12 protein-coding genes are annotated in these 16,741 nt (G+C 70.5%); 7 read left to right on the forward strand and 5 right to left on the reverse strand.

What is annotated here, in order from left to right:
• Window positions 1–50: 50 nt before the first annotated feature.
• On the reverse strand, window positions 51–347 hold the full coding sequence (locus ACQP0N_RS10115) for a WXG100 family type VII secretion target (protein WP_007457407.1): 297 nt from the start codon (window positions 345–347) through the stop codon (window positions 51–53).
• A gap of 230 nt (window positions 348–577) precedes the next feature.
• On the opposite strand from ACQP0N_RS10115, the gene ACQP0N_RS10120 reads away from it, so the two are divergent.
• The 3 genes from ACQP0N_RS10120 to ACQP0N_RS10130 all read left to right on the forward strand — a co-directional run bounded on the left by ACQP0N_RS10120 (window position 578) and on the right by ACQP0N_RS10130 (window position 2,409).
• Window positions 578–1,261 (forward strand): hypothetical protein, encoded by a 684-nt coding sequence (locus ACQP0N_RS10120; RefSeq protein ID WP_433119410.1) that lies wholly within the window; start codon window positions 578–580, stop codon window positions 1,259–1,261.
• 16 nt (window positions 1,262–1,277) lie between these two features.
• Complete coding sequence (locus tag ACQP0N_RS10125; protein ID WP_433119412.1) at window positions 1,278–1,724, forward strand: DUF4333 domain-containing protein; 447 nt, start codon at window positions 1,278–1,280, stop codon at window positions 1,722–1,724.
• A gap of 169 nt (window positions 1,725–1,893) precedes the next feature.
• Complete coding sequence (locus ACQP0N_RS10130) at window positions 1,894–2,409, forward strand: sigma-70 family RNA polymerase sigma factor (protein ID WP_433119414.1); 516 nt, start codon at window positions 1,894–1,896, stop codon at window positions 2,407–2,409.
• Window positions 2,410–2,431: 22 nt separating this feature from the next.
• Here ACQP0N_RS10130 and ACQP0N_RS10135 read toward each other — a convergent pair whose 3' ends face one another.
• Window positions 2,432–4,552, reverse strand: a complete 2,121-nt coding sequence (locus ACQP0N_RS10135; RefSeq protein ID WP_433119416.1) for an amylo-alpha-1,6-glucosidase — start codon at window positions 4,550–4,552, stop codon at window positions 2,432–2,434.
• A gap of 413 nt (window positions 4,553–4,965) precedes the next feature.
• On the opposite strand from ACQP0N_RS10135, the gene ACQP0N_RS10140 reads away from it, so the two are divergent.
• The 4 genes from ACQP0N_RS10140 to ACQP0N_RS10155 all read left to right on the forward strand — a co-directional run bounded on the left by ACQP0N_RS10140 (window position 4,966) and on the right by ACQP0N_RS10155 (window position 12,181).
• Window positions 4,966–7,824 carry an AfsR/SARP family transcriptional regulator gene (locus tag ACQP0N_RS10140; RefSeq protein WP_433119418.1) on the forward strand — a complete coding sequence of 953 codons (2,859 nt, stop codon included), beginning with the start codon at window positions 4,966–4,968 and terminating at the stop codon, window positions 7,822–7,824.
• A gap of 537 nt (window positions 7,825–8,361) precedes the next feature.
• Entirely contained in the window at window positions 8,362–9,663 is a 1,302-nt protein-coding gene (locus ACQP0N_RS10145; RefSeq protein ID WP_433119420.1) for a cellulose binding domain-containing protein, read from the forward strand.
• Window positions 9,664–10,151: 488 nt separating this feature from the next.
• Window positions 10,152–11,693 carry a non-reducing end alpha-L-arabinofuranosidase family hydrolase gene (locus ACQP0N_RS10150; protein WP_433119422.1) on the forward strand — a complete coding sequence of 514 codons (1,542 nt, stop codon included), beginning with the start codon at window positions 10,152–10,154 and terminating at the stop codon, window positions 11,691–11,693.
• 128 nt (window positions 11,694–11,821) lie between these two features.
• A complete protein-coding gene (locus ACQP0N_RS10155; protein ID WP_433119424.1) occupies window positions 11,822–12,181 on the forward strand; it encodes a VOC family protein in 360 nt (119 codons plus the stop codon).
• A gap of 28 nt (window positions 12,182–12,209) precedes the next feature.
• On the opposite strand, the gene ACQP0N_RS10160 is transcribed toward ACQP0N_RS10155, so the two are convergent.
• From ACQP0N_RS10160 to rph, 3 genes are all read right to left on the reverse strand, one after another.
• Window positions 12,210–13,385 (reverse strand): RNA polymerase sigma factor, encoded by a 1,176-nt coding sequence (locus ACQP0N_RS10160; RefSeq protein ID WP_433121541.1) that lies wholly within the window; start codon window positions 13,383–13,385, stop codon window positions 12,210–12,212.
• Between the two features lie 73 nt (window positions 13,386–13,458).
• Window positions 13,459–13,815: a YciI family protein gene (locus ACQP0N_RS10165; protein WP_433119426.1), complete on the reverse strand. Its 357-nt coding sequence runs from the start codon at window positions 13,813–13,815 to the stop codon at window positions 13,459–13,461.
• 122 nt (window positions 13,816–13,937) lie between these two features.
• Window positions 13,938–16,556: a rifamycin-inactivating phosphotransferase gene (rph, locus tag ACQP0N_RS10170; RefSeq protein WP_433119428.1), complete on the reverse strand. Its 2,619-nt coding sequence runs from the start codon at window positions 16,554–16,556 to the stop codon at window positions 13,938–13,940.
• Window positions 16,557–16,741: the final 185 nt, after the last annotated feature.

Genomic DNA, 16,741 nt, shown 5'->3' on the forward strand with positions numbered 1-16,741 from the left:
TCGGGGCCGCGTGGTGATCGCTCACCACGCGGCCCCGACCGTTCGTCGCGTCAGCGGCTGAGGCTGGCGGCGGTCTGCGTGTCGGTCTCCGAGAAGGCATCGCTGACCTGCGTGAGGTACTGGCTGATGCCCTCCATGCCGTGCAGGGTCTGGTCGACGCTGCCCTTGTACTCCTCGAAGTACGGGCCGAACTGCTGCTGCGCGCCCGGGGTGTTGTAGCCACCCTGGATCAGCGTGTCGATCTTGCTCTTGGCCTGGGTCATCCCGTCCAGCAGGGTCTGCATGTTCTGCTGCAGCCAGCTCGCGGACTCCTGGATGTCCTCGCTGACGATGTGGTACGTGGCCATGTCGCCCTCCCGTATTCCTGTGGTTCTCCGGGTCGGCGAGCGGTCCCCTCGTGGACCGTCTTGCGCCGACGCCGCCACCCACACGGATGCCCGCGCCATCCGGTTCAGGGCAAGTTCGAATCCGTCCGGGACGTCCGTCGCGGTACGGCGATGAACCGTTTCGGTACGGCGTCCGTGTGGGTGCCGGACCTGCGCACGAGCCCGGTCCACACGGAATACGAGGTGGAGCGATGATGGTGCAGAGAGCGCGGATCGCGATCGCGGTGATCGGCCTGGCGGCGCTGACCGCGTGCGGGGACGCCACGGGGGCGGGCGGCACCGCGAGCGCGCCGACCCAGGGGGCGTCCGTGGCCGCGTCGGTCACCGCGACCGCGGACCCGGGCCCGCAGGTCATCGAGGTCAGCCCGGTGCCGCCGCCGACCGTGGCGAAGACGCAGCGCCGCGTCCAGATCTTCAGCGGGCGGTCCGACGTCCCCGTCTCCGGTAGCCCGGACCGCGGTCAGGGCAGCAACGTGGTGGGGTTGCGGGCCATGGAACAGCCCGACATCGGCACGTACGTCGCGGACGGCCAGGGCCGGACGCTCTACCGGTTCGACAAGGACTCGGCGAAGCCACCGAAGGCGACCTGCGCGGGTGACTGCGCCAAGACCTGGCCCCCGTTGCTCATCTCGTCACCCGGCCGGATCTATCCCGACGGCGTCGACCCCCAACTCGTCGGGTACGTCGAGCGGGCCGACGGCACCTGCCAGGTGACCATCGGCGGCTGGCCGGTCTACCTGTTCGCCAAGGACACCGCGCCCGGCGAGATCCGGGGCCAGGGAGTCGGCGGCACCTGGTTCGCGGTCGCACCGACCGGCGCGAAGACGAAGCCGCTACCGGAGGTCGTCGCCGTGCCCACCCCCACCGCCCGCTGAGACCGTGGAGTCGACGATGAGCCCGGACGGCGCGTCCGACAGTCCTGCGGTCACCGGCGCGGGGGCGGCCCTGCTGGCGCCCCGCTGGAAGCCGGCCCCCGGGCCGCAGTGGGGGCCGGCGGCGACCGTACCGTCGGCGAGACGCTGGCGACCCTCTCCGAAACTCGTGGTGGCCGTCGCGGTTCCGGTCGTCCTTCTGGTCGTCGCGGGGACGGTCGTGGCCGTGACCCGGCCCGACCTCCCGCGACCGAAGGTCCTCGACACGGCCGCCCTGCAGCGTCAGGTGCTGACCGTGCTGCGGACCGACTACGGGCTGAACGCGGACACCGTCGCCTGCCCGGTCGACCAGCCGGTCATCGAGGGGCACCGGTTCACCTGCACCGCCGAGGTCGACGGGGCTACCGTCACGACCTGGGTGACCGTCCGGTCCACGGGTCAACTGGAGGTCGCGCGCCCGAAGTAGTCAGCCGGGGCGGGCGGGTTCGCCGCAGGGCCGGCCTGGTCGGTAAGAGTTCGTCACGAGGCTGGTAACTGGCCGACCGTAGCGTCGGGGCCGGGCCGATCGCCGGTTGCAGGACGGGCCGGCGGCGGGCCCGCTCGTCGACCCGCTCGTTAAGGACCAGACACCAGCGATGACAACGGCTCCCCACCCCTGTGCGGCGTCCAGCCGGATTCCCGCACTTGACGAGTTGATGGCCGAGAACTTCGGGCCGTTGCTCACCTTCGTCGAGAGGCTCGTGGTGGACCACCACCTCGCCGAGGACATCGTGCAGGAGACGTTCATCCACGCCTGGCAGAACGGCGCTCGCCGCCGCCTCATCGAGGTCCCGATCCGCGACTGGTTGATGACGGTGGCGCGTGACCTGGCCGTCGCGTCGCTCCGGGAGGTCGCCGTCGGGCGGGAGAGGACCGAGCCGGAGGTCGACGCCGCCCAACCGGACCACGCGGACGCCGCCGTCGCCGCCGCCGAGGCGGTCTCGATGCTGCGCCGGCTGTCCGTCGAGCACCGCGCGGTGCTGCTGCACACCTACCTGGCGGGACGGACCACCCACCAGACGGCCCGCGCGCTGGGCGTCCCGGTCCGGACCGTCCGTTCCCGGCATCAGGACGCGCTCCACACCCTCCGGACGAGCCGCCAGGCGGCCTGACGGGGCCGGGTCGCCCGTCGGCTCAGGTCGGAGAGCGCAACCGCGAACCGGAGGCGTCGACGATCCGTTTCGCGCCGTGCACGGTGACCCCGGTCAGTCGGATGCCCCCCAACGTCTCGGGGATGTGCGGATCGGTGGCGAGGACGCCGTCGCTGACGTCGAGCCCGAGCATCGTCCGCAGGAAGAGCAGGGGCGCCCCGCTGGCCCACGCCTGGGGGTTGCAGGCGGTGGGGTAGGGCACGGGACGGCGTCCCAGTGACCGGTCGTACCCGGAGAACGCCTCGGGCAGGCGGTAGTCGAAGTGGGCCGCCGCTTCCAGCATCGCCATCGCGATGCGGTTGGCCTCGTTCCGGTGGCCGTACCGGGCGAGCCCGGCGGCGATGATCGAATTGTCGTGCGGCCACACGGTGCCGAGGTGGTAGCCGATCGGGTTGTACCCCACGTCCGCGGTCGACAGCGTCCGTACGCCCCAGCCGGAGAACATTTCGTCGGACATCAGGTGCCGCGCCACCAGGGCCGCCCGCTCGGGCGGAACGATGCCGCTCCACAGCAGGTGGCCCATGTTCGAGGTCATCGAGTCGATGGGACGTTTCTGCGCGTCCAGGCCGATCGCGTAGTAGCCACCGCGCTGCGGCAGCCAGTAGTCACGGTTGAACCGCTCGCGCAGATCGGCGGCCTCGGTTCGCAGCCGTCGCGCCAACGGGGCGTCGGCCCACGGTCCGTCGGCGAGTTCCGCGGCGCGTACCTTCGCGTCGTAGGTGTAGCCCTGGATCTCGCAGGTGGCGACCGGCAGGTCGGGGAGCCTGCTGTCGGCGAACTGCACGCCGTCCGGCGAGTCACGCCAGCACTGGTTGCGCATGCCGTTCGGAGAGCGCGTGCCGTACTCGACGTACCCGTCGCCGTCGCGGTCCCCGTACTCGTCGATCCACCGCAGCGCCGCGTCGGCGTTGGGCCGCAACTGCCGCACCAACGCGTCGTCGCCGGTCCACCGCCAGTACTCGGAGAGCAGGATCAGCCAGAGCTGGGTGGTGTCGGCCGAGCCGAAGCAGGGACCGTAGGGCTCGATGCCGAGCTGCGTCAGCTCACCGGAGCGGAACTCGTGCAGGATCTTGCCGGGGTCCTGGTCGCTGAAGTCGTCGACGACGGTCCCCTGGTGCGCGGCGAGAGTGACCAGCGCCCCGCGCGCGACGTCCGGACCGCAGGTGACGCTCTGGTAGGCGGTGATCAACGTGTCCCGCCCGAACACGGTCAGGAACCACGGCATGCCGGCAGCCAACAGGACGATCTTCTGGCCGTTGATCTCCTTGGTGATACGCATCGAGACCAGATCGAGAGCCGACTTGTGATAGACGTTGCGCAACAGTTCCGATTCCGCGCTGAGGTCGGGCTTGTTCGCCGTCCACCGCGTTGCCGGGTCGTCGTCGTCGGTGTCCTGCGGTTCGCCGAAGACACGGTTGGTCGGGGCGAACGTCTCGCCCTGGCAGTTCAGCAGAACACGCAGCTCGCAACCCCAGGTGCCGCCTCGTTCCAGGCGTACGTCCCAGACCAGCGAGTCGCCCTCGACCCGGTCGGCGGGAGGGTCGGCCTCGACCGTGGTGCCGGCCGACCAGCGCGAGTTCTGGTAGGAGAAGCGCAGGGCCGAGCCGTCCGACCGGTGGCTGCGCCGGATGTCGGCCAGTCTGCTCCGTCCCGCCCTCTTGATCTCGAAGAGGTCGGCGAAGTCCGCGCCGACATCCAGCCGCAGCCGTACGGAGACCGGTTCGACGCCGAAGTACTGCAACACGATCCGCTCGGACAGGCCGTCCCCGATGAACCGCTCCCGCCGTACGCCGATGCCGTTCGCCCGCAGGTCCGGCAGTTCCGGGTTGGCGAGGAAGAAGGCGGCGGAGTAGGCGTCCACCGTGCTGGCGCTGAGCACCAGCGGAGCTTGTCCGTCGAGGGTCATCTCCCAACGGCTGATATAGCGGGTGTCGTCGTGCACGAGTCCGGCAATGGAATCGTTGGGAACGTCACCGACGGAATTGGACAACATGAAGGTCCGGCCTTCGAATATGCCGATGGAGTCCGAGCCGAGTTCCGGGGGCATATCGCGGTTGGCGCCGCCGTGAGGGCGTTCCTGCTGTTTTGTCGGCTGAGCATTCATGGCACCCGCACCTCCGTTGGCAGGGGCGGCCCCGCCGTGCACGCTTCGCAGTCTATGGCTCGAAGGGACGGGCTCGCTGCCGTATCGCACGGGATCCCCGGTCTCGTGGAAATGCGATGAACGGTGCCGGAGCGCTTTTCGCGGCGTATTCCCGCAGTGACATATCTGTTGCCGGACGTCGTCGTCCGAGGTTTTGTCCGGTTCTGCCCTCGGCGAGGAGTTCCGTTCGCGGGTCCGCACGTAGACTGGGAGCGCGGGTGGCACCCGGTGGCGGCGACGGTCAGGCGAAACGGGAGATTGAATTGTCAAGTTCGGCCGATGTCCGCCACGGAGAAGACGGACCCCGGCCGACCGACGGCGGTCTGCGTTTCGAGATCCTGGGTCCCCTGCGACTGTGGCGTGACGGTGTCGAGGTGGACGTCGGCCCGCGACAGCAGGGCCGCCTGCTGGCCCTGCTCCTCGCCCGGGCGGGGCGACCGGTCAGCGCGACCGACCTCATCGAACTGGTCTGGGGCGAGGACGCTCCGGCCAGCGCCACGAACGTCATCCACAAGTACGTCGGCGCGCTGCGGCGACTGATGGAACCCTCGCTTCCGCTGCGCGCGCCCGGCACGTACCTGCGGCGGCACGGTTCTGGCTACCTCTTCGCGCCCGCGCCCGGCTCGCTGGACCTGTTCCGCTTCCGTGAGCTGGTCGGGGCCGCCCGTGCGAAGCTCGCGGCCGGCGACCGGCACGCGGCGCTGGATCGCTACGCCCTGGCCCTGGGGCTGTGGCGCGGGCCCGCAGGTGACACGTACGCCCACGGCACCACCTCGATGTCGATCTTCGCCGCGCTCGATCAGGAATTCCTCGACGTGTGCGTGCCGGCGGCCGAACTCGCCATGTCACTGGACCGGCCGACGCGGGTGCTCCGACCCCTGCGGCTGGCCGCCTCGATGGCGCCGTTCCACGAGCCGGTACAGGCGGGCCTCATCGCCACGCTCGGGGCGAGCGGCCACCAGGCCGAGGCGCTGGGACTCTTCCGGACCGTTCGTACCCGTCTCGCCGAGGAGCTGGGCATCGATCCGGGCGAGGCCCTCCAGGCCGCGCACCGGCGCGTCCTCGCGGGGACGGCGACCTCGGGGCCGAACGCCCCGACCGGCCCCGGGGCGCGGCGACGCGCCCGCTCGTGGCCGGTGCCGCTGGTGCGTCCGGCGCAACTCCCACCCGATCTTCCCGCCTTCGTCGGGCGTACCGCCGAACTCGCGACTCTCGCTGGGTTGATCGAGGACACGGCCGACGACCGCGGGACGGGTCCGCTGGTCGTCGCACTCGACGGGATGGGCGGCGTGGGCAAGTCCACGCTGGCCGCGCACTTCGCCCACCTGGTCGCCGGGGACTTCACCGACGGCCAGCTCTATCTCGACCTGCGCGCGGAGCAGCCCGAGACCGACCGCCTCTCGGCCAGCGACGCGCTCGGATCCCTGCTGTCGTCGCAGGGTTTCCACATGTCCAGCGTCCCGGAGACGCTCGCCGCGCGGGTCGGCATCTACCGGAGCCTCACCGCCGGCCGGAAGCTGCTCGTGTTCCTGGACAACGCGCTCGACGCCGCCCAGGTGCGCCCGTTGCTGCCCAACTCGCCGGAGTGTCTGGTTCTGGTGACCAGCCGCAGTCCGCTCGTCGATCTCGCCGTCCGCGACGGCGCCCACCTGCTGCATCTCGACCCTCCGGACATGCCGACCGCCCGTAGGCTGGTCCAGCGCCGGCTGAAGGACGCGCCGAACCGCTCCCCGGCGGTCAGCGCTCCGGTGTCCGACACCCTCGACGAGATCATCGAGATGTGTGGCCGCCTGCCCCTTGCGTTGGCGATCCTGGCCGGCCGGTTGAGCGCGCGTCCGCGACTCGCCCTGGAGGACGTCGCCGCGGAACTCCGGGACGGCGCGCGGCGACTCGCCGCCTTCTCCGGCAGCCACGGCGTATGCGATCCGCGTGCCGCCTTCGCCTGGTCGTACCGTCAGCTCAGCCCGGACGCGGCACGGCTCTTCCGGCTGTCCTCCGCGGCCATGGCGGCCGGCATCTCGGCCGAGGCCTTCGCCAGCATGTCCCAGACCCCGCCGGTCCGGACGCGGGCCGTGGTGCGCGAACTCGCCGAGGCGGCCCTGCTCGACGAGGACGACCGGGGCCGGTTCACCTCGCACGTCCTCGTCCGGGCCTACGCGCAGGAGTTGATCCTGGCGAAGGAGTCGGTCCGCGACCGGGAGGCGGCGATCGACCGGCTTCTGCACCACTACCTGCACAGCAGCCACCAGGCCGCACTGCGGCTCGTACCGGCGAGCCCGGCGGCCGCCCCCACTCCGGCCCCGGCCGGCGTCATCGCCGAGCGACCCGATTCGTACGACGCCGCGATGCGGTGGTTCGACGATCACCGGGAGGTCCTGTTCGAGGCGGTGCGCCGCGCGGCGGAGGGCGATTCCGGTGTCCCGCCCTGGCGGCTGGCTCTCACCATCTGGCCGTGGTTGCGGCTCACCGGGCGGTTCCACGACTGGCAGGACGTGATGCGGGTGGCTCTGCGGGCTGCCAACGGCAGCGGGGATGACCTGGGTGCGGCCCACGCCATGTGGAGTCTGGCCGATTCCTGCTACCACTTCGCCAGCTATGACGAGGCACTCGACCTGCTCACCCGCGCCCGAGAGATCTTCACCCAGCGCGGCATGATCGCGGAGTTGGGCGGCGTCCACAGTGCCCTGCACCGGGTCCACAGTCAGCTCGGCCGGCACGAGCGGGCACTCGCGGAGAACGAGCGGGCACTGTCCCTCTACCGTGCCGCCGGCTTCGAGCAGGGCGAGATCTGGGCGTGCGTGGCCCGGGGCCAGACATTGGTCCGACTCGGTGCTGCCGGCGAGGCCATGGTGTGCCTCGACGAGGCGCTGGCCCACAGCGAGAAGTTCGGACCAGGGACGGACGAGCCCTCGATCCGCATTCTGATCGCCGAGTGCCTGGCGTTGCTGGGGCACCGGAGCCACGCTCGGGACCAGCTCGAGCAGGCCCTCCGAGCGGCCGTCGAGGCGCACAGCCGGATCGGCGTCTTCGACGCGTCCGCCCAGCTCTGCGCGATCCTTCTGGATCTCGCCGACGTGCCCGGCGCCTGCCAGGCGTGGCGGAAGGCCTGCGACGCCATGCACGCCATGCAGAACGGCGGGACCCGTCGCATGCGGGACACGGTCTGCGACCTGGGGGACAGGCTGCTCGAGGTCACCCCCTTCGCCTCGCGATCCGAGGACACGCAGCGCTGACACGTGTTCCCTGGGACCGGCGTGCAGCTCTGCGGTCCACCGCCTGACCAGGGCGTCAAGGGATCGGACCGACCATGTCGGTCGATGGCTCGGCACTCGGTCGGTTGAGCATGTTATCGATAACATGCTATGTTCCGGCCCGGGGAGCGAAGGGCACGCTCCCAGTCACCGCAGTCAGTCGGCGCAGGCATGCCGAGGGCCCGCCCTCCCGCCGCCTCACCGATCGGTGACCAGTCCGGGCCGCTCCGCCACTGCCAGGCGACCGCGCGGTCGTCGGACGCACCCCCCGGTCCGGCCGCATTCCCCGCATTCCATGCCCCGTCGCGGACAACCCGGCAGCGACGGTACGGCCCGTACACCACCCGTGTACGCCGCACCGGCCGCACGAGCACGTCGGCCCCGCAACGGAAGGACGGCCTGTCACGGCACCTCGTCGGTCGGCCCTCGTCCCGCCCGCGCGGGCCGAGCACCCCCCACCCGGCACGAACCGGCTCGAGGTGCATGTCGTACGCACGATCAACGGCAAGGAGTCGAGCAATGGTCAGACGGAGACAACTACTGACGTTCGTCGCGGCCGCGGCGGTTCTCGTCGTGGCTACCGGCGGCGCGTTGACCGCCGGGTTCCGCGGCGAGGCGGCGGCCGCCACGAACGGCACCCTGGCGGCGACCGCGGGCTGCGGTAAGGCGCCCACCCTCACCAACGGGACACGCACGATCACCAGCAGCGGCCAGAGCCGCACCTACATCCTCCAGATCCCGAGCGGGTACGACCGGAACCGTCAGTACCGCCTGGTCTTCGGCTTCCACTGGTTGAACGGTTCGGCCAACAACGTCGCCTCGGCCGGCTACTACGGCCTCGCGCCGCTGTCCAACAACAGCACGATCTTCGTCGCGCCGCAGGGCATCAACGCCGGGTGGGCCAACACCAACGGGCGGGACCTGACCCTCTTCGACGACATCTCCCGCCAGGTCGAGAACGACCTCTGCGTCGACACGACGCAGCGTTTCGCCCTGGGTTGGAGCTACGGCGGGGCCATGAGTTACGCGGTGGCCTGTGCCCGACCCAACGTCATCCGCGCGGTCGCGGTGCTCTCCGGCGCGAACCTCAGCGGCTGTACCGGCGGCACCCAGCCGGTCCCGTACTTCGGCATCCATGGCATCCACGACAGCGTGCTCAACATCTCGCAGGGTCGGGCTTTGCGCGACACGTTCGTGCGGAACAACGGCTGCACGGCGCAGAGCCCACGCGAGCCCAGCCAGGGCAGCCTGACCCACATCACCACCACCTACTCCGGCTGCCGCTCGGGGTACCCGGTGCAGTGGGCCGCGTTCGACGGCGACCACACCCCGAGCCCGGTCGACGGGTCGGGCAGCCCCAACGACTCGCGGACCTGGACCTCGGGCGAGATCTGGCGGTTCTTCAGCCAGTTCCAGTCGACGACTCCGCCCACGACGCCGCCGCCGACCACGCCCCCGCCGACCACCCCGCCGCCGACGACGCCTCCGCCGACCACCCCGCCGCCGACCGGTGAGCCGGGCACCTGCGCCGCCACCTATCGGGCGATCAACAGTTGGCCGGGCGGGTTCCAGGGCGAGTTCACCGTCACCAACGGGACGTCCGGCACGATCAACGGCTGGACGGTGCGCCTGACCCTTGCCAATGGCCAGGCCATCAGCAGCCTCTGGAGCGGTGTCAACACCGGGACCACCGGCAACGTCACCGTGCGCAACGCCGACTACAACGGCACGCTCGCGCCGAACGCCTCGACGACCTTCGGATTCACCGCCACCGGAGACGGCGCCACCCCGCCCGGCAACGTCACCTGCACCAGCCCCTGAGCACGGATGCCCGGGCCCGGAGTCACCGACTCCGGGCCCGGGCACCGGGGCGGGCGCGGCCGGCAGTCCGTCGATGAATCCTCGCGAGCACGGCTGCGGCAGCGGGGGAGACGCGGCGCTTTATGCGCGAATGTCGATGTTAGCGTCAGTCATTCTGGGTTGCCGAGTACGTCGGCCCGGGTTGTCGGGCGGTGGGTGGCCGGGCAGCAGGCGTGCGACCGGCGTCAATGGTCGGACCCGACGGGTCGGCCCTGCTTTACGCGGATGTTACGTCTTGACGAACAGCATGTTATCGCTCACAGTCGATGGTCAAGGACGACGTCGGGTGCGATGTACCGCCGGCCGACTTCGTCGACCGTCAATCCGACACTGTCCGCAGCACGCAGGGATCGTGTTAACGCGAACATTCCCGCCGTGTGCGCCCGGTCGCGTGTCGTGGTGCGCCCAGCTTCGGGGAGCCGTTCGGCTCCCTGTGATTGAGGAGGAACATGTCCGCCATTGATACGTCCCCGGCGATAGCGCCGCCCTCGCGCCGGCGAGGGTGGTTGGTACGAGCGGCAGCCGCCAGCGTGGCGGCGGTGGTGGTCGCTGGCGCCGCCGCGATGGCGGTGTCGTCGCCCGCGGCTGCGGCGACCGTCGACACGAGCGCGTGGTACGTCCTGGTGAACCGCAACAGTGGCAAGGCGTTGGACGTCTACAACCTGGCCACGAACGACGGTGCGCGGATCACGCAGTGGACGCGTAACAACGGCAACCAGCAGCAGTGGCAGTTCGTGGATTCCGGTGGTGGTTACTACCGGGTCAAGTCGCGGTTGTCGGGCAAGGTGCTGGATGTTTCCGGCCGATCGACGGCCAATGGCGGGGCGATCGTGCAGTGGTCGGACAACAACGGGACCAACCAGCAGTTCCGGCTGGCCGACTCGGACAGTGGCTACGTGCGGTTGATCAACCGCAACAGCAACAAGGTCATGGAGGTGCAGGGCGCCTCGACGGCCGACGGCGGCAACATCGTGCAGTACGACGACTGGAACGGCGCCAACCAGCAGTGGCAGCTGGTGCGCGTCGACGGCGGGGGCAACCCCACCACGCCGCCGCCCACCACGCCGCCGCCGGGTGGCACCTGTGACCTGCCGTCGTCGTACCGGTGGTCGTCGACCGGAGCCTTGGCGCAGCCGAAGTCGGGCTGGGTGTCACTCAAGGACTTCACCGTCGCCCCCTACAACGGCCAGCAGCTCGTCTACGCCACCACCCACGACTTCGGTTCGTCCTGGGGCTCGATGAACTTCGGTCTGTTCACCAACTGGTCCCAGATGGGCTCGGCCAGCCAGAACACCATGAACAGCGGCACCGTCGCACCGACCCTGTTCTACTTCGCGCCCAAGAACATCTGGGTCCTGGCCTACCAGTGGGGCGGCACCGCGTTCTCCTACCGCACCTCCACCGACCCCACCAACGCCAACGGCTGGTCCGCCGCGCAGACCCTGTTCACCGGCAGCATCACCGGCTCCGGCACCGGCCCCATCGACCAGACCCTCATCGCCGACGACCAGAACATGTACCTCTTCTTCGCCGGCGACAACGGCAAGATCTACCGCGCCAGCATGCCGATCGGGAACTTCCCCAGCAGCTTCGGCTCCAGCTACACGACCATCATGAGCGACACCACCAACAACCTCTTCGAAGCACCCCAGGTCTACAAACTCCAAGGCCAGAACAAGTACCTCATGATCGTCGAAGCCATCGGCGGCCAGGGCCGCTACTTCCGCTCCTTCACCGCCACCAGCCTCAACGGCAGCTGGACCCCCCAGGCCGCCACCGAGAGCAACCCCTTCGCCGGCAAGGCCAACAGCGGCGCCACCTGGACCAACGACATCAGCCACGGCGAGTTGATCCGCACCAGCGCCGACCAGACCTTCACCGTCAACCCCTGCAACCTCCAACTGCTCTACCAGGGCCGATCGCCCTCCTCCAACGGCGTCGACTACGGCCTGCTGCCCTACCGCCCCGGCCTGCTCACCCTGCAACGCTGACCTGACGCACGACCGAGGGGCGGGCCCGGCACCACGCCGAGCCCGCCCCGCGTCACGTCCACCGGCCCCCGTCTCTGCCAGGCTGGGGCATGCCCTTGAGCGCACACCACCTCAGAACATCGGTCGCCGTGTCGGACATCGCGCGGGCGGTCGCCTTCTACGAAGGCAAGCTGGGTCTGCGGGCCTTGCGGTCCGCGCCCAGCGCCCACATCCCCGACGGCAGCCGCATCTACGCCTCCGGCGGCGGACCGGCCCTCAACGTGTACCAGTCGGTCACCGCCGGGACGACCGAGGCGACGCTTGCGACGTGGTACGTCGACGACCTCGACGAGATCGTCGACGAACTCATGGCCGCCGGCGTCGACCTTGTGCGGTACGAGCAGTTCGAGCACGACCCGAAGGGGATCACCGCGCGGGCCGGAGGTGGGCGTATCGCCTGGATCCAGGACCCGGACGGCAACACCTTCGCCATCGAGGCGGATGTCTGACCGACCGCCGTTCCCGTGGCGCTGGCGCTCACAGTTTCCGCTCCACTTCGGCCAGCCGCTCGCTGAGAAATGCCCGTTCGACGTCGTTGTCGGTGAGGGTCAAGGCCTCCTCATAGGCCGTCCGGGCCGGCCGCCACCGCCCCAACTGGCGCAGGAAGTCGGCCCGGGCGGCACTCAGGTATCCGTACGTGGCGAGGGCCGGGTCGGCGAGCAGTGGCTCCAGCGCGTCGAGTCCGGCCCGGGGGCCGTCGCGCAGCCCGATCGCGACGGCCCGGTTGAGATCGACCACGGGGGAGGGCCAGATCCGGAACAGGGTGTCGTAGAGCGCGACGATCTGGGCCCAGTCGGTGTCCTGCCAGCTCGGCGCCTCGGCGTGCAGGGCGGCGATCGCCGCCTCCAACGCGTACCGTGTCGGAGGCCGACGACGCAGCGCGTCGGCGACCAGAGCCCGGCCCTCGGCGATGAGCTGCCGGTCCCAGCGCGAGCGGTCCTGCTCGGACAGCAGCACCAGACGCCCGTCCGCGGCTCTGCGGGTGTCCTGGCGGGCGACGTTCAGCAGCAGCAACGCGAGCAGTGCGCTGATCTCGGCGTTGGTCGGCATCAGCAGGTGCAGCATCCGGGCCAGCCCGACCGCGCTGTCCACCAGATCCTGGCGGACCAGCTGGGCGCCGAGCGGCGCCGTGTGGCCGGTGGTGAAGATCAGGTGGACGACCTCCAGGACGACGCTCACCCGCTCCTCGAGCTGGTCCGGGCCCGGCACGCGGTACGGGATGCGGGCCGCGGCGATCTTCTTCTTGGCCCGGGTGATGCGGGCGGCCATGGTGGCCGGCTGCACGAGGAACGCACGGGCCACCTCGGGCGTGGACAGCCCGCACACCAGACGCAGCGTCAGGGCGACCTGGGCGTCCCGGGCCAGAGCCGGGTGCGAGCAGGTGAAGATGAGGCGCAGCCGGTCGTCGACGAGGCCGTCCTCCGGCCCCGGCGTGGTCTCGTCGGCCACGAGCAGGGGCATCTTGCGACGGAACACCGACTCGCGGCGCAGGACGTCGCGGGCCCGGTTGCGCGCGATGGTGGTCAACCAGGCTCCCGGCCGGTCCGGGATGCCGGCCTGCGTCCAGGTCTCCAGGGCCTGCGCGAACGCGTCCTGGGTGCACTCCTCGGCCAGGTCGAGGTCGCGGGTCAGGTGGGCCGTGGTGCTGAACACCTGGGCCCAGTCGCGGCGGTGCGCCTGGGCGACCGCCGCGACGACCTCGTCCTTCGTTTGTGGGTCGGTCACGTCAACCGTGGTCGACCACCGGGCGGATCTCCACACCGCTGTGCGACGCGCGCACCTCGGGGAGCAGTTTCGCCAACGACAGCACCTCGTCCAGGTCGGTGGCCTCGATCAGGTAGTAGCCGCCGAGCGCCTCCTTGGTCTCCAGGAACGGGCCGTCGGTCGTCGTGATCTGCCCCATCGAGTCCGAGCGCAGCGTGGTGGCCGTGGGCGACATCTCCAACTGCTTTCCGTCGATGATCTGCGTCCCGACCTTCTCGGCGAACGCCGCGTGCGCGGCGTCGTGTGCCTTCCACTGCTCGTCGGTCATCGCGTCCCACTGCTGGGCGTCGCCGTAGATCAGAATCATGTACTTGGCCATGGCTCAAGTCCCGTCCGTGTGCCGGCCCCCTCGGTGGTGGGCCCCTACAGTACGACGGCTCGGGCGGGCGGTAGATCGACAGCACGCCGCAACGTTCGATCCGGGACTTCGCGGCGATCGGGCTACGGCTGAGCGCCCTCGTCCGACACGATCTCGACGTACCCGTCGGCGCCGTGCACCCGGATCCGCTGCCCGTCGCGGATGAGTCTGGTCGCGTCCGGCACGCCGACGACGGCGGGCAGGCCGTACTCCCGGGCGATGACCGCTCCGTGGGTCATGAGGCCACCCACCTCGGTGACCAACCCGGCGACCGCCACGAACAGCGGCGACCAGCTCGGGTCGGTGTACGCCGTGACCAGGATGTCGCCCGGTTCCAGGTCGGCCTCGGCCAGGTCGGGAAGGACGCGGGCGCGACCCTCGACGATCCCGTCGGAGACGCCGAGACCGACAAGAGCGCCGGCCGGCACGTCGTCGCGTCGGTACGCCCCGGAGATGCCCTCCCCCTCGGAGGTGAGCACCCGGGGCGGGGTGAGCCTCTGGTGCGTCCGGAACGCCTCCCTGCGCCGCTCGACGAGCTGATCGTCGATCCGGTGCGTCCGCACGACGTCGTGCAGCTCGGCGAAGGTGAGGTAGAAGATGTCGTCGGTCTCGCGCAGCACGCCTGCCCGCAGGAGGCGTTCCGCCTCCCGCAGCAGGGCCTGCTTGTAGACGAGGTAGCGGCTGATGATCGCGTACTTCGGGTACTCCCGGTACCCGATGAAGGTGCGAACCCGGTCGATCATCCGTGCGGTCTCGTCGGCCTTGCGTACCCCGTCCGGCAGGGCACGCAGGCGTTCGAGCAGCTCCTCGCGCTTGCGCTGGGCCTCCTCGCGCCCCTGCGCGAAGCGCCGTGCGGCCGCGCCGCGCTCGTGCAGCCTGATGTTGTCGAGGATCAGGGGTACGAGCGTGGTGGGGCGTTCGGCCCAGCGCGGCCTCGTGATGTCGATCTCGCCGACGCAGCGCATCCCGTACCGGTCGAGATAGGCCCGGATGGCGTCGCGCGCCTGGCTGCCGCCCGGCAATCTCGGCAGTTCGTCGAGGAAGCCGTCGCCGTCGACGTCCCGCAGGAACGCCACCACCTCGGGGTACGGACGGATCGCGTCCGCGACGTCGAGCAGCGCCAGGCCCATCTCGGACGTGACGTTGCCGGGGGCCGACAGGGTGAGGGTGTCGGCGGCGTTGCGCTCACCCAGCCATCCGGCGAGCTGTTCGTTGAGCCACCAGGTGGCCTCCATCCCCGCCATGATCGCCTGCATGCTCAACGGATCGGCGAGCAGCCGCTTGTGCTCGTCGAATGCCGAGAGCAGGAAGTCGAACAGCGCCGGTCCGGTCACCGTCGCGATGTCACGCCGCAGCGCGGCGAGGGACGTCCGGCTGCGCTCGACCAGTTCGGTGACGATGGCCGGGTCGTTCTCGATCGTGGCCGGCGCGCCGCCGAGCCGGGGGGCACGGGGAGCGCCGTCGGTCAGCGTCGGTACGAAGTCGGGGCGGGCGAGGAGGGTCTCCAACGCGTCCCGGGTCAACGGATCGGACCTGCCCATCATGTCGAGGAAGCCGGCGCGGCTCGCGGGCGACGCCAGGATCCCGGTGGCGTCGACGAAGAGCCGCCCGCCAGCCTCGTGCATCGGCGCCATCGCCGTGAGCTGCCACATGGACAGTCCCAGCGGCTTCATGGCGTCGGTCATCATCTGCTGATGCCCCACGGACAGGTAGACGTGGTTCTCCCCGTCCCCGGCGGCGGCGGGTACCGGGAACAGCGTGGTGATCGGCCGGCTCTGGACGATCTGGACGTCGCCGTCGGCCAGGCACCACTCGATGTCCTGCGGGCAGCCGAAGGCCGCCTCGATGCGCCGCCCCACCCGTACCAGTCCCAGGACCTGGTCGTCCGTCAGCGCCGGCTGCTCCTGCCGGTCCGCGCTGACCGCCTGCCGGGCGGTGCCGCCGCCCGGGAGGGCCTCGATGGCGAGGCGCTTGACGGCGATCGACCGGTCGACGATCGCGTCGTCGCGCACCCGGTAGGCGTCCGGGTTCACGAGCCCGGAGACCAGAGCCTCGCCGAGACCGAAGCTGGCCTCCACCGAGGCGACCCTTCGGTTGGAGGTGACCGGATCGGCCGTGAACAGCACGCCGGCCGCCTGCGGGAACACCATCTTCTGCACGACGACCGCGAGGTGGACCGCGCGGTGGTCGATGCCGTTGCGCTGCCGGTAGGTGACGGCCCGCTCGGTGAAGAGCGAGGCCCAGCACCGGCTGACGTGCGCGAGGACGGCCTGCGCGCCCCGGACGTTCAGGTAGGTGTCCTGCTGTCCCGCGAAGGAGGCCGTCGCGAGGTCCTCCGCGGTGGCGCTGGACCGGACGGCGTAGGCCGTGTCCGCGCCGTGGCGGCGCAGGGCCGCGCCGATCGCCGTCACCACGTCGGCGGGCGGGACGATCGCTTCGATGCTTCGGCGGACCTCCGCGCTGAGGTCGCGGATCGTGTCCCGGTCGTCCGCCGCGTGGCGCGACAGACGGTCGAGGTGATCCGCCATCGCGGGTGCCTCGGCCACGACCCGACGGAACACGTCGGTCGTCACACAGAAACCGGGCGGTACGCGGACGCCGTCGATCCGCGTCAGCGCCCCCAGTCGGGCGCCCTTGCCGCCGACGAGCGCGACCTGCGACTCGTCGACCTCGTCAAGATCCCACACGTACCGGTCCGTCATCGCGCCACCTCGGCCCGGACGGTCGGCGTGAACACTCGTGCCCTGCACAACACACCCACGTGGTGCCCCGATTCTTCGCATCGTTCCGTCTCCGGCCGACGATTCTGCGTCACGACCGGGGTCTTGCGGCAAGGCCCCGGTCGCGATATACGTTAAAGTGGGAGCGGATACCGGTGGCGTTTTCC

The organism is Micromonospora sp. CA-246542 (assembly GCF_050942905.1).
Classification (GTDB): Bacteria; Actinomycetota; Actinomycetes; order Mycobacteriales; family Micromonosporaceae; genus Micromonospora.

Excerpts from the sequence above, each read along its gene's own strand:
- ACQP0N_RS10125 (WP_433119412.1), top strand. The coding sequence starts at position 1,278 with ATGAGCCCGGACGGCGCGTCCGACAGTCCTGCGGTCACCGGCGCGGGG.
- ACQP0N_RS10150 (WP_433119422.1), top strand. The coding sequence starts at position 10,152 with ATGTCCGCCATTGATACGTCCCCGGCGATAGCGCCGCCCTCGCGCCGG.
- ACQP0N_RS10165 (WP_433119426.1), bottom strand. The coding sequence starts at position 13,815 with ATGGCCAAGTACATGATTCTGATCTACGGCGACGCCCAGCAGTGGGAC.
- ACQP0N_RS10130 (WP_433119414.1), top strand. The coding sequence starts at position 1,894 with ATGACAACGGCTCCCCACCCCTGTGCGGCGTCCAGCCGGATTCCCGCA.
- rph (WP_433119428.1), bottom strand. The coding sequence starts at position 16,556 with ATGACGGACCGGTACGTGTGGGATCTTGACGAGGTCGACGAGTCGCAG.
- ACQP0N_RS10115 (WP_007457407.1), bottom strand. The coding sequence starts at position 347 with ATGGCCACGTACCACATCGTCAGCGAGGACATCCAGGAGTCCGCGAGC.
- ACQP0N_RS10135 (WP_433119416.1), bottom strand. The coding sequence starts at position 4,552 with ATGAATGCTCAGCCGACAAAACAGCAGGAACGCCCTCACGGCGGCGCC.
- ACQP0N_RS10120 (WP_433119410.1), top strand. The coding sequence starts at position 578 with ATGATGGTGCAGAGAGCGCGGATCGCGATCGCGGTGATCGGCCTGGCG.
- ACQP0N_RS10145 (WP_433119420.1), top strand. The coding sequence starts at position 8,362 with ATGGTCAGACGGAGACAACTACTGACGTTCGTCGCGGCCGCGGCGGTT.